Annotated in this window: 17 protein-coding genes and 1 tRNA gene; 17 read left to right on the forward strand and 1 reads right to left on the reverse strand. The window is 59.3% G+C overall.

What is annotated here, in order from left to right; genetic code table 11:
* Positions 1–285: 285 nt before the first annotated feature.
* Positions 286–1,002 carry a VIT1/CCC1 transporter family protein gene (locus VJR68_RS07300; protein ID WP_324146998.1) on the forward strand — a complete coding sequence of 239 codons (717 nt, stop codon included), beginning with the start codon at positions 286–288 and terminating at the stop codon, positions 1,000–1,002.
* 299 nt (positions 1,003–1,301) lie between these two features.
* Here the strand turns inward: VJR68_RS07300 and VJR68_RS07305 are convergent, their stop codons facing one another.
* Positions 1,302–2,114 (reverse strand): SDR family NAD(P)-dependent oxidoreductase, encoded by an 813-nt coding sequence (locus VJR68_RS07305; RefSeq protein ID WP_324146999.1) that lies wholly within the window; start codon positions 2,112–2,114, stop codon positions 1,302–1,304.
* A 110-nt stretch (positions 2,115–2,224) separates the two neighbouring features.
* On the opposite strand from VJR68_RS07305, the gene tpiA reads away from it, so the two are divergent.
* The 16 genes from tpiA to VJR68_RS07385 all read left to right on the forward strand — a co-directional run.
* On the forward strand, positions 2,225–2,977 hold the full coding sequence (tpiA, locus tag VJR68_RS07310) for a triose-phosphate isomerase (RefSeq protein ID WP_324147000.1): 753 nt from the start codon (positions 2,225–2,227) through the stop codon (positions 2,975–2,977).
* Positions 2,978–3,004: 27 nt separating this feature from the next.
* Positions 3,005–3,472, forward strand: a complete 468-nt coding sequence (gene secG / locus VJR68_RS07315; protein ID WP_324147001.1) for a preprotein translocase subunit SecG — start codon at positions 3,005–3,007, stop codon at positions 3,470–3,472.
* A gap of 14 nt (positions 3,473–3,486) precedes the next feature.
* A tRNA-Leu gene (locus tag VJR68_RS07320) sits at positions 3,487–3,571 on the forward strand.
* Between the two features lie 194 nt (positions 3,572–3,765).
* Positions 3,766–4,227 carry a hypothetical protein gene (locus VJR68_RS07325; RefSeq protein WP_324147002.1) on the forward strand — a complete coding sequence of 154 codons (462 nt, stop codon included), beginning with the start codon at positions 3,766–3,768 and terminating at the stop codon, positions 4,225–4,227.
* Positions 4,217–4,432: a hypothetical protein gene (locus tag VJR68_RS07330; protein ID WP_324147003.1), complete on the forward strand. Its 216-nt coding sequence runs from the start codon at positions 4,217–4,219 to the stop codon at positions 4,430–4,432. Before VJR68_RS07325 ends, VJR68_RS07330 begins: the two co-directional genes overlap by 11 nt.
* 123 nt (positions 4,433–4,555) lie before the next feature.
* Positions 4,556–4,717: a hypothetical protein gene (locus VJR68_RS07335; RefSeq protein ID WP_324147005.1), complete on the forward strand. Its 162-nt coding sequence runs from the start codon at positions 4,556–4,558 to the stop codon at positions 4,715–4,717.
* Positions 4,717–4,914, forward strand: a complete 198-nt coding sequence (locus tag VJR68_RS07340; protein ID WP_324147006.1) for a hypothetical protein — start codon at positions 4,717–4,719, stop codon at positions 4,912–4,914. Before VJR68_RS07335 ends, VJR68_RS07340 begins: the two co-directional genes overlap by 1 nt.
* Positions 4,904–5,053, forward strand: coding sequence for a hypothetical protein (locus VJR68_RS07345; protein WP_324147007.1), 150 nt, complete (start codon positions 4,904–4,906; stop codon positions 5,051–5,053). The genes VJR68_RS07340 and VJR68_RS07345 overlap by 11 nt, the downstream gene beginning before the upstream one ends.
* Positions 5,054–5,269: 216 nt before the next feature.
* On the forward strand, positions 5,270–7,108 hold the full coding sequence (locus VJR68_RS07350) for a class I SAM-dependent DNA methyltransferase (RefSeq protein WP_324147008.1): 1,839 nt from the start codon (positions 5,270–5,272) through the stop codon (positions 7,106–7,108).
* A 127-nt stretch (positions 7,109–7,235) separates the two neighbouring features.
* Positions 7,236–8,585: a restriction endonuclease subunit S gene (locus tag VJR68_RS07355; RefSeq protein ID WP_324147009.1), complete on the forward strand. Its 1,350-nt coding sequence runs from the start codon at positions 7,236–7,238 to the stop codon at positions 8,583–8,585.
* Positions 8,582–9,409 carry a hypothetical protein gene (locus tag VJR68_RS07360; RefSeq protein ID WP_324147010.1) on the forward strand — a complete coding sequence of 276 codons (828 nt, stop codon included), beginning with the start codon at positions 8,582–8,584 and terminating at the stop codon, positions 9,407–9,409. Before VJR68_RS07355 ends, VJR68_RS07360 begins: the two co-directional genes overlap by 4 nt.
* Positions 9,410–9,583: 174 nt before the next feature.
* Positions 9,584–11,689, forward strand: coding sequence for a DUF262 domain-containing protein (locus VJR68_RS07365; RefSeq protein ID WP_324147011.1), 2,106 nt, complete (start codon positions 9,584–9,586; stop codon positions 11,687–11,689).
* A 65-nt stretch (positions 11,690–11,754) separates the two neighbouring features.
* The gene (locus VJR68_RS07370) at positions 11,755–12,288 is read left to right on the forward strand and encodes a MarR family transcriptional regulator (RefSeq protein ID WP_324147012.1); all 534 of its coding nucleotides are present in this window, start codon (positions 11,755–11,757) and stop codon (positions 12,286–12,288) included.
* The gene (locus tag VJR68_RS07375) at positions 12,275–12,961 is read left to right on the forward strand and encodes a hypothetical protein (RefSeq protein WP_324147013.1); all 687 of its coding nucleotides are present in this window, start codon (positions 12,275–12,277) and stop codon (positions 12,959–12,961) included. The genes VJR68_RS07370 and VJR68_RS07375 overlap by 14 nt, the downstream gene beginning before the upstream one ends.
* Before the next feature lie 19 nt (positions 12,962–12,980).
* A complete protein-coding gene (locus tag VJR68_RS07380) occupies positions 12,981–16,100 on the forward strand; it encodes a type I restriction endonuclease subunit R (RefSeq protein WP_324147014.1) in 3,120 nt (1,039 codons plus the stop codon).
* An 84-nt stretch (positions 16,101–16,184) separates the two neighbouring features.
* Positions 16,185–16,468, forward strand: a 284-nt coding sequence (locus VJR68_RS07385; RefSeq protein WP_324147015.1) for a hypothetical protein, incomplete at its 3' end; no start/stop codon positions are given.

Consider the following 16,468-nt stretch of genomic DNA (forward strand, 5'->3'; position numbering starts at 1 on the left):
ACGCCTAATACGCTGTTGGTGGAATGCAGATCGATAGCTGCGTAAAGTGACATAGCTGCCTCCTGTCGCGAACGACGTTGAGCTGAAGGAGCTTCTAACGTACCGCCAGCGCAGGAGGCGGCGACATGAGTATTCAGGGTGAGGCGTAGCCGAACCCCAACATCGCGCACGTTCCAGGCAACGTTGGGCAGACGCACGCGCCGCAAAAGCCAATGCGTGTACGTCTCATTGCCCGCCCGCCACACACAACCCGCTAAAGTCTCCCCGCTATCCGGGAGCCACCGCATGTCCGCCACCCATCGCCACCCCCATACCGAGCGCCACTTCGCTGCTTCCGACACCGTCCGCGACATCGTGCTCGGCATGGCCGATGGCCTTACCGTGCCGTTCGCGCTGGCTGCAGGCCTTTCGGCTGCCAACGTCGCCAGCCGCGTCGTCGTCGTGGCTGGCATCGCGGAAATCGCCGCCGGCGCCATCGCCATGGGCCTGGGCGGCTACCTAGCCGCGCGCAGCGAAGCCGATCACTACCACTCCGAACGCCGCCGCGAATTCCACGAAGTGCGCAACCTGCAACGCGAAGAAGAACGCGAAATCGTCGAGATCTTCAAAGGCTACGGCCTTAACCGCACCGCTTGCGAACCCATCCTGGAACACTTCCGCAACGATCACGAAGCCTGGGTCGATTTCATGATGCGCTTCGAACTCGGCCTGGAATCCCCCGAACCCGGCCGCGCCTTGCGCAGTGCCCTTACCATCGGCGGCGCCTATGTCGTTGGCGGCCTTGTTCCGCTGGTGCCCTACATGCTGATCGCGCAATTGAAGCCGGCGTTGCTGGTGTCGATCGTATGCACCGGCATTGCATTGGCGATATTCGGCGCCGCCAAGAGCCGCTTCACTGGCGTAAGCGGATGGCGCAGTGCGTTGCAAACGGTACTGATCGGCGGTCTGGCTTCAGCCACCGCTTTCCTTCTCGCACACTGGATTGGCGGTGGTTCCCCATAGCAGCGTGCGTAGGCTGGGATGAAATCCCAGCATAAAAATCGGGAAGCTGGGATTCCATCCCAGCCTACCTTCCTATCCGGACCTACTCCCTGCCTACGTGTAGTAGGGGGGCGGGGTGAAGCAACCTCGCGACAACCTCCACCATTGCCTCACCGTCATTCCGGCGAAAGCCGGAATCCAGTTTAGATATGCGTCCGAAGGACACGGCATTATTTATGTTGTGTGCTTCGCACGACGTACTTGCGCTGGATTCCGGCCTCCGCCGGAATGACGAAGGCAAGCGCCACGTTAAGCATTAACTACCCCGCATCCTGCGCCCGATACCGCTTCGACTGCTTTGCCGACATCCGCAACGCCATCCGATCCGGCATCAGCTTGAACAAGCCCTTCACCGTGCGATTGAAACGCCCCGTCACATGCACCGCCTCGCCACGCTCCACCGCATCCATTCCTTCGCGCACCACATCATCCGCACGCTGCCACATGAAGCTCGGCATCTTGCTCACCAGCGCACGCGTGCCCGTCACGTCATGAAACTCCGAATACGTAAACCCAGGACACAACGCGCACACATTCACGCCGTTGCCGAGATTCTCCAACGCTAGCGATTGCGAAAACTTGATCATGTACGCCTTGCTCGCCGCATAGAGCGTATGCCCCGCGCTACCCGGCACATGTCCAGCCAGCGAAGCCAGGTTCACGATGCGCCCATAACCCCGCTCACGCATGCCGCCAATCAAACGCCACGCCAGTTCCGTCGGTGCAGTCACCAGCACGCGCAGAAAATCCGCATGCACGGACCAATCGTTCTGGTCGAAACGTCCAGGCACGCCATAGCCTGCGTTGTTGATCAACCAATCCACCTGCAAGCCACGCTCGTCCAATGCCGCGCAAAGCTGTTCAACGCCATGCGGGTTGGCAAGGTCGTTGGTCAGCACCGTCACATTCACGCCGTATTGACTACGCAACTCATCAGCCAGCGCTTGCAAGCGATCCGTACGGCGTGCCGTGAGCACCACATCATGTGCACGCGCAGCAAGCGCGCGAGCGAAGGCGGCGCCAATGCCGGCCGATGCGCCGGTAATCAAGCTAAGCGGACGAGCTTTCGTCATCTCTATTTCCTTGCTGGATCGATATAAATAAAAATGCATTCAGCACGCGCGTTGCCGTGCCCCTGGGTGCTCGTTAAGCTTGCCAGCTTTCATTTGTAACGGATGCGGACATGCGTAAAAAACTCGTCGCCGCTAACTGGAAAATGCATGGCAGCCGTTCCATGGCCGATGCCTTGATGGAAGACATCATCAAGGGCACGTCCGCCAGCGACGTCGACGTGCTGATCCTGCCGCCGTATCCCTATCTGACCCAGCTGGTCGACAAGTACGGCACGTCCGGCATCGGCTTCGGCGCGCAGGACGTCAGCGAGCACCAGGGGCAGGGCCCCTATACCGGCGAGATCTCCGCCCAGATGGTGGCCGACGTAGGCTGCCGCTGGGCGCTGGTCGGCCACTCCGAACGTCGCCACCATCACAGCGAAAGCAACGAGAAAGTAGCGCGCAAGTTCGCCGCCGTGCTCGCTGCCGGCCTTACCCCCGTACTGTGCCTGGGCGAGACCCTGCACCAGCGCGAAGCGGGGGAGACCATGGATGTGATCCATCGGCAGTTGCACGCCGTGCTGGCGCTCAACGGCATCCAGGCGTTCGGCACCGCCTTGATCTCCTACGAACCCGTCTGGGCGATCGGCACCGGCAAGACCGCCAGCCCCGAGCAGGCGCAGGAAGTGCACGCCTTCATCCGTAGCCAATTGGCGCAGGAGGATGCTATGATCGCCCGTCTGACGCGGCTGCTTTATGGCGGCAGCGTCAAAGCGGCCAATGCAGCAGAACTGTTTGCGCAGCCGGACGTGGATGGGGGGTTGATCGGCGGTGCCTCGCTCGTTGCCTCCGAATTCCTGGCCATCTGCAACGCCGCCCACTGAGCAACACCGAACCCTACGCGAGACCTCATGTTCGTCATCTTCAGCGTGTTCTACATCCTGATCGCTGCAGCGATGATCGTGCTGATCCTTATGCAGCGCGGTGCAGGCGCCGAAGCAGGTTCCGGCTTTGGTGCCGGCGCATCGGCTACCGTATTCGGCGCCCGGGGTTCGGCCAACTTTCTGTCGCGTTCCACCGCCGTGCTCGCCGCGCTGTTCTTCGCGCTCAGCATCGGCATGGGCATTTATCTGAAGGCCAACGGCGGCGCCATCCGCCAGCAGCAGGCCAACAACAACCTCGGCGTCATGGCAGGTCTTGGCAATCAGCCCGCCAAACCGCAAAATGCGCAGCCCGCGGCCCAGCCGAAGGCAGAAGTGCCGGCAGCGGCGCCGACCGGCAACGGTGAGGTCCCAGCAGCCCAACCGGCCCCGGCCAAGGCACAGCAGGGCGAAGTCCCCGCCCCCACGGCCCCGGCAGCGGCAACGAGCAAGAAGTAAAAATCGAAACACAAGCCCAGGTGGCGGAATTGGTAGACGCACTACCTTGAGGTGGTAGCGACGCAAGTCGTGGGGGTTCGAGTCCCCCCTTGGGCACCAATCGAAGGCTACGGAATCCTCGTATGGGATTCGGTAGCGACAAGAAGAAACCCGCCGGTTGGCGGGTTTTTTTGTGCGCAAGAATAGGGCGCGATACAGCAGGATTGATCCAGGCATTTTTGCTGCTTGTTCACGAGGTATATTCGGCACGCAACAAGGCGTTGGTCATTTAAACCTTAGGACAGAGGTATGTCATGAAGAACATCGAGGTTCTGCAAGACGTTTTGATCGAAACCAACCAAATAGAACGATTCTTTGGTGGTGTCGTGCCCGTTGATCTGTGGAGAGCCAGAAAGGTTTCTTCACAGGAGGCGCTGTTTGCTCCTGTTGAACAGGAAACTCCTCGCTCGCGGGGAGCGCCCAGAAAGCCCGATATCACCATTGAAGATGGTTGGGTGCGGGTCAGAAATTCCCCTAGAGGGATAAGCACGTTCGACAAACCAAACCTGTTCAAGGGCGCTTGGAATTATTACAAGATCCCTGCGGGCACGGTTCTTCCGGAAGGGTTGGTGATAGTGCGCGACTACTACAATTCGATCTTTGATGCGACCCATCACACGATTGCGCCTGCATACGATATGCCTTTGGAGCGTTTTAAGGCATTGCTCTCCGCACTGGCAAAGCTCTTAGAAAAGGATGTTTCATATGGAAGTTGACAACTCATGGTTGCCGACGCTGCTCTGTGCACTGAATGACGGTATCAAGTACAACGACCGCCTTAAGCACAGCGAGACGGTAAAAGATCCAGAAGATATCGAAGAGTGGATACTTCAGATGCATCAGTTCAAGCAGTATTTACGCGAGCAACTAAGCGTTGAACCAAAATTGCTTGAGCAATACGGAGAGTATCTGCGCGACTGATCGAACGGTAATGCGTCAGGGTACTTTTCCATTTGAAAGTACTCTGACCTTCTGCTCTTATTTTGGCGGTGCCAAGGGTATGTGGAAGCTTCTCCAATCGATCTCGGCGAGAGGCCGACCATCATGGAAGTGGTGCTGCTCGGCTACGCGATCTACGCTAAGTTGATAAATGCCAAGTCGATCAGGATTATGCACCCGGTGAACGAGCGCGTAAGATCCTATTACGAGAAGCAAAAGTATGAATATGTCGCGAAAGGTGATTATCTCTTCAAGGAGATCACTTGATGGGCGAAAAAATACCCAACATTAGTGATGCGCGCCGAAAGAAGCGTGACAAGACCGGCTGGACAAAGAAAGAAATCAAAGAGCGCGCGAAAAAAGAGCTTCAGGAGCTTCGGAAGCACTCGAAAGACGAACCCGCCAATTTCTTGTCTGGCGATATGGATAAGTTGATTCGCGGGGAAGAAGAAGATGACGACTAAGCACACTCGCCCAATGACGGATGAAGAAAAACAGAAAACGCCCATGCCAGGTGAGGTGTCTCCTGAAGAGGCTAAGGTCAAGGCGCGTGAATTCGCCATGCGCGAAAAGGCCAAGATGCTTGCCAATAGGAAAAAGTGATTCACACGGAGCCCCTAAAGTGGTGCTCGAAGACCGTATTGCAGCAAACAGTGTCGTCGGAATGAGCTTCAAGGCTTGGGAGCAGGGGCAGGTAAGGTAGTGCGTAAGTACGTAGGCGTAGGGGATAAAAATAGTGGCTGGGCTTCCATGTGAGAAATTAGAACTGGGAAAAGAAATCCGATCTCTTTGTTTGCCACTTCACACAAGCCTTAGCGAATGAACCAAACCTCCCTTTCCGCCCTCATCTGGTCTGTCGCCGATTTGTTGCGCGGCGACTATAAGCAATCCGAATACGGCCGGGTGATTCTGCCGTTTACTGTGCTGCGCCGTCTGGACTGCGTGCTGGAGGCCAGCAAACCCAAGGTCCTGAGGGAAAAAGCGAAGCGCGAGGCAGCCGGATTGGATCCCGATCCGTTTCTGCGCCGCGTGTCGGATGTGAAGTTCTACAACACCTCCACGCTCGACCTGCCCAAGCTCATGGGCGATCAGGACCACATCGAGTCCAACCTCACCAGCTACGTGCAGGGCTTCTCGCCTGAGGTGCGCGAAATCTTCGAGCGCTTCGAGTTCGCCACCCAGGTCAATCGCCTGGCCAAGGCCGACCTGCTGTACCTGGTCACCGAAAAGTTCGTCAACGTCGACCTGCACCCGACAAACGTCGACAACGTGCAGATGGGCCTGGTGTTCGAGGAGCTGATCCGCAAGTTCGCCGAGCTGTCCAACGAAACCGCCGGTGAGCACTTCACGCCACGTGAAGTCATCCGGCTGATGGTCAACCTCATCTTTATCGAAGATGACGAGGTGCTCACGCCTGGCAACAACGTGGTGCGCACCATCTACGACCCGACCGCCGGCACCGGCGGCATGCTCTCGGTGGCGGCAGAATTCCTGCGCGATCACAACCCGGACGCGCGCTTGTCACTGTTCGGTCAGGAACTCAACGACGAGTCCTACGCCATCTGCAAGGCGGACATGCTGATCCGCGGGCAGGAGGTCGCCAACCTGGTGCCCGGTAACACGCTCAGCGATGACGGCCACGCCGCGCGCAAGTTCGACTACATGTTGTCCAATCCGCCGTTCGGCGTGGAGTGGAAGAAAGTCGAGAAGGTGGTGCGCAAGGAGTATGACGACAAGGGCTTCGACGGTCGCTTCGGCCCAGGTCTGCCGCGCGTGTCCGATGGTTCCATGCTGTTCCTGTTGCACCTCGTGTCCAAGATGCGCCCGGCAGTGGATGGCGGCAGCCGCTTCGGCATCGTGCTCAACGGCTCGCCGCTATTTACCGGCGGCGCCGGTAGCGGCGAAAGCGAGATCCGCCGCTACCTGCTGGAGAACGATCTGGTAGAGGCCATCGTCGCGTTGCCCACCGACATGTTCTACAACACCGGCATTGCCACCTACGTGTGGGTGGTTTCCAACAAGAAGGAACACGACTGCAAGGGCTTCGTGCAGCTCATCGATGCCGGCAGCTTCTGGCAGAAGATGCGTAAGAGCCTCGGCTCCAAGCGCAAGGAAATGAGCGACGAACACATCGAGGTCATTACCAAGCTGTTCGGCCAATTCCAGGAGGCGGAACTAGCCATCGTGTTCGACGCCGACGGCAAGGAAGTGGAGCGAAAGACCATCGCCGCCGCCGAATTCGCCCCCGAGCCGCCGCCTGGCGGCAAGGTGAAGGTGGCGCCACTCGCGCGCATCCTCCCTAACGAGGAGTTCGGTTACACCACCATCACCGTCGAGCGCCCGCTGCGCGACGAGCATGGCAAGGTGGTGCTGAGCCAGAAGGGCAAGCAGAAAGGCCAACCGCAACCGGATAGCAGCCTGCGCGACACGGAAAACGTGCCACTGGGCGAAGACATCCAGGCCTACTTCGAGCGCGAAGTGCTACCGCACGCGCCGGATGCGTGGATCGATGAAGCCAAGAGCAAGGTTGGCTACGAGATCCCCTTTAACCGCCATTTCTACGTGTTCGAGCCACCGCGCTCGCTGCATGAGATCGACGAAGAACTGAAAGCTGTCTCGGCACGGATCATGGCGATGCTGGGGGAGTTGGCCGAATGATCGCGCAGCAAACCTCGCGCCAGTCCCGCCGTGTCTACCCGCACTTGTTCTCTCTGCTGTTCATCATCTTCGCTTTCATGCCAGTGCCTGCTGGCATCCAGCAACTTGGCTTGCGCGGGGTGCGGTCGTGAGCTTACCGCGCTATGAGGAATACAAAGACAGCGGAGTAGCATGGCTAGGAAGCGTCCCCGCACGCTGGAACGTTTCGAGACTCAAGGAGGTAATCCGGTCCATCGAATCCGGTGTGAGCGTTAACGCTACTGATGCGCCGGCTGCCGAGGGTGCTATCGGTGTGCTCAAGACCAGTTGCGTCTACGACGGTACTTTCAGATTCGCGGAGAACAAGGCGGTCGTAGAGGAAGATCTCGCCCGTGTCTCCTGCCCTGTTACAGAAGGCACCTTGATCGTCAGTCGAATGAATACGCCGGCGCTTGTTGGAGCCGCTGGTCTTGTCACTCAGAGCCATCCGAATATCTACCTCCCTGATCGCCTCTGGCAAGTAAGCCTGAAAAATAGCTCGCCCGGCTTCGTTCATTATTGGACGCTCAGCGGGGAATATCGTGCGCAGGTCGAGGTTGCTTGCTCAGGTACGAGTTCAAGTATGCAGAACCTGGGGCAAGATCAGTTCAAGAATTTTCAGATTGCCTTGCCTGCAGAGGAAGAGCAACAGATCATCGCCACCTTCCTCGACCGCGAAACCGCCAAGATCGATGCCCTGATCGTCGAACAGGAAAAGCTGCTGGTGCTGCTGGCCGAAAAGCGCCAGGCCACCATCTCCCACGCTGTCACCCGTGGCCTCAACCCCAATGCTTCCATGAAGGACTCCGGCATCTCCTGGCTGGGTGACGTGCCGACGCATTGGGATATCAAGCGCCTGAAGTTCATCGCGACAGTCCAAACTGGCATCGCGAAGGGCAAGGACACTTCAGGCAAGGAGACGATCACAGTTCCCTATCTTCGCGTCGCGAACGTCCAGGACGGACACCTAGCTTTGGATGATGTTGCCACCATTGATATCGAGCCCGAGCAACTGGAGCGTTACCTGCTCGGCAAGGGGGACGTATTGATGAACGAAGGTGGTGATTTCGACAAGCTGGGCCGTGGCGCGCTGTGGGATGGGCAGATCGAAAACTGCATACATCAGAATCACGTCTTCGCGGTACGACCGCATGGTGTTTCTTCGCGCTGGCTGAATCAGGTGGCCGGTTCGCAGTATGCCCAGTTTTATTTCATGGGACGCTCGAAGCAAAGCACCAACCTCGCTTCCATTTCGTCAACCAACATCATGGAGCTCCCGGTCGTGATGCCTCCGGCCGATGAGCAAGAGGAGATCCTGCAGTTCGTTGAGCAAGAAAGGGCTATGGTCGATGTCTTAATGCAGACCGCGGATCATGCGATTGATTTGCTCAAGGAACGCCGCGCCGCCGTGATCTCCGCCGCCGTCACCGGCAAGATCGACGTGAGGAACGCGGCATGATGCAGTACATCGCCGAAGCACAGGGACTCTGGTACGAGGGCACGCAGGCGTGGCTGCGGCGCATCCAGGGCCAGTCGATCATCCTTCCTTTCGCAGTTGTCGGCGATTCGATTGGACAAGACCGCCTCTTTCTGGAGGACTACTTCAATTCAAGCACGCGAATCCGCCGTGGCAGGTTGTTCGAAAGGGACAACCGAAACGCATGGTCTGCTGATTGCGTGTCACGCTTTCCCAATCGGGATACGAGCAACCCTTCCAATATCTTCAACGTAAATCGTGCATACCGCACGGCAAGTGTGCAGCCCAAGCTAGGCGCCGAGGTCGACCTTGGAGATAGTGGGGCGAATTCGCGATGGATCGTGGTTCTCTCGGAGCGCATCGGTCTGGAGGGCTGCTTTGTGACGCTTAAGTCGAAGGCATATCTAGGCGTGCTGCCGGAGCTGATCATTTCGGAGATACCAGCGTCCAGCCAGCATGATGTGCAAGCTTCGATTGAAGCAGTCGTTGAAACCGCGACCATGCAGGCGCCTCAGGCCGTAATTGATACATGCAGGAACGCCGCTTGTTATGTCATTAGCGCGAGATATCCGGCTTCGAATCCGGATGGTACGAATGATCTTGGGCCGTTGGTGCGTTACCTGGGCGTTCAAAAGATGCAGGCGCAAGCCGATGCCGGCGATTTGATTCGGCAGCTTCATGTTCGCGCAAAGGCCAATGCCGCAGCGAGGCACAAAACCCGGCCTGTCTCGCGGAATGATGCGGAGCTGGCGGTGAGCGCATTGGCTTTCTTGCTTCAGGATTTCGGATGGGCTGCTAATGACTAGTTGGTTGATCCAGATAAGGAACGAGATGCCGATGTTGCTTGGTACACGCTTCTCGCCAGTGAGTGCGTCATCGGCAAGGTGGACAGGGGCTACATCGAATCGCCACGATTGGATGAGTAGGCCCTATGGGCATAGGATTTTGCATTCAATACATACAGCCATCAGGGGGCATGCATGACGAGCACACTTTCAGCGAAGGAACAGCCGCTGGCCAAGATTTTCAGCGGCGATTACGTGTTCACCATTCCCGGATACCAGCGCCCCTACGCCTGGGGTACGGACCAGGCTCAGGAGTTGCTCGATGATCTCCTGAGCTATATGCACGCAGGCAGCGCCAAGCTCGACGAGATAGCACCTTATTTTCTGGGAAGCATCGTGCTTATCAAGCGCGAAGCCGTTTCCGATGCGACGGTCGTGGATGGTCAGCAACGGTTGACGACCTTGACACTGTTGCTTGCCTGTATTCGGGCTACGGTGCAGGACGACGCCGTGCGTAAGGGCATCACCAAGCGGATCTACGAGCAAGGTGACGTGGTCACCGCCACAGAAAACCACTACCGGGTATCGCTCCGTGAGCGTGATCGCCAGTTCTTCCGGGAATTCGTGCAGCATGAGGGGGGCATCGAGAAGCTGATAGCGCTCAATGACGTGCTCTCGGACAGTCGCTCCCGCCTCCGTGCTAACGCACGACTCTTCATGACCTCTCTCGCCGGTCTGGATGCCACGACGCTTGTGCGATTGGTGCAGTTCATTGCGACGCGCTGCTACCTGGTAACAGTAGCCACTCCAGACCTGGATTCGGCGTACCGGATCTTCGGCGTGATGAACAGCCGAGGCCTCGACCTTAGTGCGACAGACATTCTCAAGGCCGAGATCATTGGGGCCGTCGAAGAAAGTAGCCGCGACGATTACACGGATAAGTGGGAGCAACTGGAAGAAGACTTGGGGCGCGATGGCTTTGGCGATTTGTTTAGCCACATTCGCATGGTCTATCGAAAGGCCAAGCCCAAGGGAACGCTGCTTCGGGAATTCCGCGATCACGTAGGACCGGCTAATCCTCGGACATTTGTCGATGAAGTGTTAGAGCCGATGGCGCAGGCGTTCCGCGAAATCACAGATGCTGATTACGCTAGCCAGAAGCACGCCGAAGCGGTCAACAAGGCCTTTGGCTGGCTGAATCGGATCGAGTTCAAGGACTGGGTTCCTCCAGCACTTATCTATTTCTCCCTGCATCGGAACGAGCCGGAGGCGATGTTGCGGTTTTTCCGCGACCTGGAGCGGCTTGCCTACTCGATGCTGGTACGCCGATCGGGAGTGAACGAGCGCATCGAGCGCTTTTCTTCACTGACGGAGACAATCGAGCAGTGGCGGGATCTCTACTCCCCGGAATCACCGTTGCAACTTTCGGCCAAGGAGCAGTTCGAGACCTACGAGGCACTCAACGGTCCGTTGTACGACACACATTCTGCCAGGGCGCTGGCAGTCATTCTTCTGCGTTTGGATGAGCTGGTTTCGGGTGGAGGTGCTACCTACGATCATGACGTCATCACTGTCGAACATGTGCTGCCTCAGCAGCCGAAAGCGGACAGTAAGTGGTTGGCGTGGCTGCCATCACCCCAGGTGCGCCTGCATTGGGTGCATCGGCTTGGCAATCTCGCGCTGTTGACCCGCAAGAAGAACAGCGCGGCAAACAACTACGACTTCGATCGCAAGAAGTCGGCGTATTTCGCCAAAGGAGGGGTCAGCCCCTTTGCTCTCACAACACAAGTCTTGGGTTGTGAGGAATGGACCGCTGCAGAGCTCGAGGACCGACAGACTCAGTTGATGGAATTGCTTGAACAGGAATGGCGGCTCGAGGATCGGGAAAGTCCACAAGCGACGATCGCCAGGAAGCTCGCCTTGCAAAGCGCCGGTGATCAGCCTGTGGAGTTTGAGCTTTCGAGCGCCAAACTGAATCTTCAAGCAGAAGCGCGCATGCTGGATGATACGTTTGTCGTGCTTCAGGGCTCCAAGGCAAAAGCCGCGTGGACGGGCGTCGGACACGGATACAAAGCACTGCGACAAGCGTTGGTGGATGAGGGGGCGTTAGTTTCCGACGGCAAGGAATCGTTAGTCTTCGCGCGCAACACCGCTTTCAGCAGTCCGAGCGCTGCCTCCGCGGTCATTTTGGGGCGGCCCGATAACGGCAGGACAACCTGGATGCTCAAGGGGACGAAGCTCACCTATGCGGATTGGCTGGAAGGTGCGCTTAGCGGAGAGCAAGAAAGTCTGGCGAGATAAGTTGCAAGCCACGGTCGTACCATGCATATTCGCAATTCGCGAATTGCGAATATCGAGCCCGCGCCATGGAACTCAAGCCACAGGATCTGTTGGTATTGCTCAAAGTGGCCGCGCATCCGGGCCAGCGTTGGACCTATGCCGCGCTGGGCGAGGCGCTAACGCTGAGTGCCTCGGAAGTGCATGCTTGCGTGAGGCGCGCGGTGGCCGCTGGTTTGGTTGTGACGCGCGGCCGCGGCGACTGGGCTCCGGTGCGCCCGGCACTGATCGAGTTCGCCGTGCACGGCGTGCGTTACGTGTGGCCGGCGCAGCTTGGGCCGGTGAAGCGTGGGGTGCCGACCTCGTTCGGTGTGGAACCGCTGGCGGCAAAGATCTCCGCCGGCGGCGACGAAGCGCCGGTGTGGGCGCACCCGGCGGGCAAGGCCAAGGGGCCGAGCCTGTCGCCGCTCTATCACTCGGCACCGCAAGCCGCACTGGTCGATCCCGCGCTGCATCGGTTGTTGGCCTTGCAAGATGCTATCCGCGCCGGGCGCGCGCGCGAGCGATCACTGGCGACGGACTTATTGACGAAGGAACTGGAGAACATGGATGCGGCGGGATGATCCGAATCTGCCCAGCTTGCGCACGATCGCGCAGGCGTTGGGCGACCTGAGGGAGCAGGTGGTGTTTCTGGGCGGTGCCGTGGCCGGGTTGCTGGTGACGGACCCGTTGGCCGAGGGCGTACGCGCGACCCGTGACGTGGACGCCGTAGTACAGGCAGGTCGGGCGCAGTTTCAACGCGTGCAACGCGAGCTGGCGCGCAGGGGTTTTCATGAGGACGCGGATAGCGGCGTGATCTGTCGCTGGATCCACCGCGATTCCGGTGTGGTGTTCGACCTGATGCCTGAGAATCCTGCCGTGCTGGGGTTTGCCAATCGTTGGTATCCCTATGCCGTGACGACTGCACAACGGATCGCGCTGGGCGAGGGCCTGCACATCCGGCTGGCGACGGCGGTAGCCTTCGTGGCGACCAAGCTGGAGGCGTTCGCGAGCCGCGGTCGGGGTGACGTGCTCGCCAGTCATGATCTGGAAGACGTGTTGAACATCGTCGATGGGCGCGAGGAATTGGTGCAAGAGCTGGCCGAGGCTCTGCCGGGGGTGCGGCATGCCATCGCCGCGGCGTTGGCCGATTTGCTGGCGCGGCCAGGCTTCATCGATGTGTTGCCGGGCTTGATCGCCGAACCCGAGCGCGCGGAGGTGGTGGCTGGTCGCCTGCGGGCGATGGCGCAAGGATAGGCATCGACAGGGGATGGACATGAATTTGCATCGCGAGCACCACTTCGAGCACGAGATCTGCGAACACCTCGGTGCCCACGGCTGGCACTACGTCGAGGGCGACGCACAGCACTATGATCGCGCGCACGCCCTCTACCTGCCGGACTTGCTCGCATGGATCGAGGCGACCCAGCCGGATAGCTGGGAACGCTTGAACAAGGCGCACGGGACGGCCGCCGCGGATCGCATTGCCGAGCGCATACGCAAGAACCTGGACGAGCGCGGCACGCTGGAGGTGCTGCGTCGAGGCGTGGAAATGATCGGGCTGAAGGCGCCGTTGGCGCTGGTGCAGTTCAAGCCTGCGCTGGCGGTGAACCCCGAACTGCAGAAGCGCTACGACGCCAACCGCCTGCGTGTAGTGCGGCAGGTAAAGCACTCACCCAACCATCCAAACGATGCACTGGATCTGGTGCTGTTCGTCAACGGCATTGCCGTGGCGACGGCGGAGCTGAAATCCGACTTCACCCAAAGCGTGGGCGATGCCGTGGACCAATACCGCTACGACCGGGAGCCGCATCCCAAGGGCGGTGTGGCCGAGCCGCTGCTGTCCTTCCCGGGCGGAGCATTGGTGCATTTCGCGGTGAGTCAGGCCGAGGCGATGATGACGACGCGGCTGGCTGGCAAGGAGACGCGCTTCTTGCCGTTCAACCTGGGGCACGATGGCGGCGCAGGCAATCCGCCGAACCCGAATGGCTTCGCCACCGCCTACCTGTGGGAGCAGGTCTGGGCACGTGACAGCTGGCTGGAGATCCTGGGCCGCTACGTCATCGGCAAGCGCGACGACAAGAAGCGCCTGACTAGCGTGATCTTTCCGCGCTACCACCAGCTCGATGCGACGCGGAAGCTGGTGGCTGACGTGCGCGCGAACGGAGCGGGGCAACGGTATCTCATCCAGCATTCGGCAGGCTCGGGCAAGACCAACTCCATCGCCTGGAGCGCGCACTTCCTCGCCGACCTGCACGACGACAAGCACACCAAGCTGTTCGACAGCGTGCTGGTGGTGTCCGACCGCAACGTGCTGGATTCGCAGTTGCAGGAGGCGATTTTCGATTTCGAGCGCACTGCTGGCGTGGTGGAAACCATCACCAGCGAACGCGGCAGCAAGAGCGCACAGTTGGGGCAGGCGCTGAAGGACGGCAAAAAGATCATTGTGTGCACCATCCAGACCTTCCCGTTCGCGCTGCAGGCAGTACAGGAATTAGCTGCCACCGAGGGCAAGCGTTTCGCAGTGATTGCCGACGAGGCGCACAGTTCGCAGACCGGCGAGTCCGCCGCCAAGCTTAAGCAGCTGCTGAGCGCGCAGGAATGGGCCGAGCTGCAGGACGGCGGCGAGGTGGATACCGAAACCGTGTTGGCAGCGGGCATGACGGCCCGTGTCGGTGGCCAGCACGGCCTGACGTACGTGGCCTTTACCGCCACGCCCAAGGCCAAGACGCTGGAGCTGTTTGGCCGGCCGGGTCCGGATGGGTTGCCGGTGCCGTTTCACGTGTATTCGATGCGGCAGGCGATCGAGGAGGGTTTCATTCTCGATGTGCTGCGCAATTACACCCCGTACAAGCTGGCGTTCAAGCTGGCCCATGAGGGCAGGGAATACGACCAGATCGAGGTGGAACGCAGCGCGGCGATGAAGGGGATCATGCAGTGGGTACGCCTGCATCCCTACAACATCGCGGCCAAGGTGCAGATTGTGGTGGAGCACTACCGCGAACACGTGCAGCCACTGCTGAATGGCAAGGCCAAGGCAATGGTGGTGGTAAGCAGCCGCAAAGAGGCCGTGCGCTGGCAGAAGGCGGTGCGCGAGTACATCGCGCGGCAGAACTACCCGCTCGGCGTGCTGGTGGCGTTTTCCGGTGAGGTGAACGACCCGGACAGTTTCCCCGAACCGGTCACCGAGACCAGTGCGGACCTTAATCCGGGCTTGAAGGGGCGTGACATCCGCGACGCTTTTGCGCAGTCGCACTATCACCTGCTGCTGGTGGCCAACAAGTTCCAGACTGGCTTCGATCAGCCGCTGCTGTGTGGCATGTATGTGGACAAACTGCTCGGCGGCATCCAAGCGGTGCAGACGCTGTCGCGACTCAATCGTGCTTATCCGGGCAAGGACACCACTTACATCCTCGACTTCGTCAACGATGCAGCCGAGATCCTGAAAGCCTTCAAGACCTACTACTCCACCGCCGAGCTGGAAGCGGCGACCGATCCGCACCTGGTGTTCGACTTGCGCGCCAAGCTCGATGCCAGCGGCCATTACGACGATTTCGAAGTGGAACGGCTGGCGAAGATCGAGACCGATCCAAACTCCACGCAGGCGCAATTAAGTGCCGCGATGGCGCCGGTGGCAGACCGCCTGCTGAAGCGTTATCGCACTGCCCAGCTGGCGCGGGCCGACGCGCTGGACAGTGGCGATGAGCCGGCGGCCCAGGCGCAGAAGGACCTCATGGATGTGCTGCAGTTGTTCAAGGGCGACATGGGTGCCTACGTGCGCCTGTATGCGTTCCTCTCCCAGATGATCGACTACGGCAACACTGACATCGAGAAGCGCTTCCTCTTCTACAAACGGCTGATCCCTTTGCTGGAATTCGGCCGCGAGCGCGAAACGGTGGATCTGTCCAAAGTGGTGCTGACTCACCACACCCTGCGCAGCGCGGGACGGCAGCCGCTCAACCTCAAGGATGATCAGGGTGATTACAAGCTGCCGCCGCTCGACGCGGTGGGTAGCGGCTTGGTGCATGACAAGGAGAAGGCACGACTGGAGGAGATCATCGAGCGCGTGAACGGGCTGTTCGAAGGCCAGCTTAGCGACGGCGATCAGCTGCTTTACGTCAACGGCGTGCTCAAGGGTAAGCTGCTGGAGAACAACACCCTAGTGCAGCAGGCGGGGAGCAACAGCAAAGAGCAGTTCGCCAGTTCGCCGGACCTGCGCGAAGCGCTGGTGCACGCCATCATCGATGCGCTGGATGCGCACTCGGTGATGAGTACGCAGGCTCTGAAATCCTCGCGCACCCAGGATGCTCTGGTGGATATCCTGCTAGGACCGGGTCAGCTGTATGAGGCGCTTCGCAAGCGGGCTGGCCAAGGTGGCGAAGCGCAGCTGAAGTGAACGCCGTCGGAAGTCATCCGCGCCTGTGTCGTCACGCGGCTGGCATGGATAAGTCTTCGAACATCGCACGGGGTAGACAAAACCATGAACACTTCTTCTGTAGTCGAAGCCGAGCCGAATGAAATCCCGCCCCGCGCACTAGTCGACGACATCTGCGTCCACATCTTCAGCTCCTCTTCGGTGATGGTGGGTGTCTGCCTCACTGTCGTAGGCATTTTGCGTGTGGTAATCACCCTGAAAAGCAAAGACACGCTCGGGGATGATCTGCTTACCATCAATGCCATGGTCTACATGATTTCCGCGCTGTTGTCCTATTGGGGATTGCGGACGCGTAATCGCAAGCGCAATCATCGGCTGGAATATCTTGC

This window comes from Dyella sp. (genome assembly GCF_035277725.1).
Taxonomy (GTDB): domain Bacteria; phylum Pseudomonadota; class Gammaproteobacteria; order Xanthomonadales; family Rhodanobacteraceae; genus Dyella_B.

Excerpts from the sequence above, each read along its gene's own strand:
- VJR68_RS07305 (WP_324146999.1), bottom strand. The coding sequence starts at position 2,114 with ATGACGAAAGCTCGTCCGCTTAGCTTGATTACCGGCGCATCGGCCGGC.
- VJR68_RS07300 (WP_324146998.1), top strand. The coding sequence starts at position 286 with ATGTCCGCCACCCATCGCCACCCCCATACCGAGCGCCACTTCGCTGCT.
- VJR68_RS07360 (WP_324147010.1), top strand. The coding sequence starts at position 8,582 with ATGATGCAGTACATCGCCGAAGCACAGGGACTCTGGTACGAGGGCACG.
- VJR68_RS07365 (WP_324147011.1), top strand. The coding sequence starts at position 9,584 with ATGACGAGCACACTTTCAGCGAAGGAACAGCCGCTGGCCAAGATTTTC.
- VJR68_RS07375 (WP_324147013.1), top strand. The coding sequence starts at position 12,275 with ATGCGGCGGGATGATCCGAATCTGCCCAGCTTGCGCACGATCGCGCAG.
- VJR68_RS07330 (WP_324147003.1), top strand. The coding sequence starts at position 4,217 with ATGGAAGTTGACAACTCATGGTTGCCGACGCTGCTCTGTGCACTGAAT.
- tpiA (WP_324147000.1), top strand. The coding sequence starts at position 2,225 with ATGCGTAAAAAACTCGTCGCCGCTAACTGGAAAATGCATGGCAGCCGT.
- VJR68_RS07345 (WP_324147007.1), top strand. The coding sequence starts at position 4,904 with ATGACGACTAAGCACACTCGCCCAATGACGGATGAAGAAAAACAGAAA.
- VJR68_RS07325 (WP_324147002.1), top strand. The coding sequence starts at position 3,766 with ATGAAGAACATCGAGGTTCTGCAAGACGTTTTGATCGAAACCAACCAA.
- VJR68_RS07340 (WP_324147006.1), top strand. The coding sequence starts at position 4,717 with ATGGGCGAAAAAATACCCAACATTAGTGATGCGCGCCGAAAGAAGCGT.
- VJR68_RS07335 (WP_324147005.1), top strand. The coding sequence starts at position 4,556 with ATGGAAGTGGTGCTGCTCGGCTACGCGATCTACGCTAAGTTGATAAAT.
- secG (WP_324147001.1), top strand. The coding sequence starts at position 3,005 with ATGTTCGTCATCTTCAGCGTGTTCTACATCCTGATCGCTGCAGCGATG.
- VJR68_RS07380 (WP_324147014.1), top strand. The coding sequence starts at position 12,981 with ATGAATTTGCATCGCGAGCACCACTTCGAGCACGAGATCTGCGAACAC.
- VJR68_RS07370 (WP_324147012.1), top strand. The coding sequence starts at position 11,755 with ATGGAACTCAAGCCACAGGATCTGTTGGTATTGCTCAAAGTGGCCGCG.
- VJR68_RS07350 (WP_324147008.1), top strand. The coding sequence starts at position 5,270 with ATGAACCAAACCTCCCTTTCCGCCCTCATCTGGTCTGTCGCCGATTTG.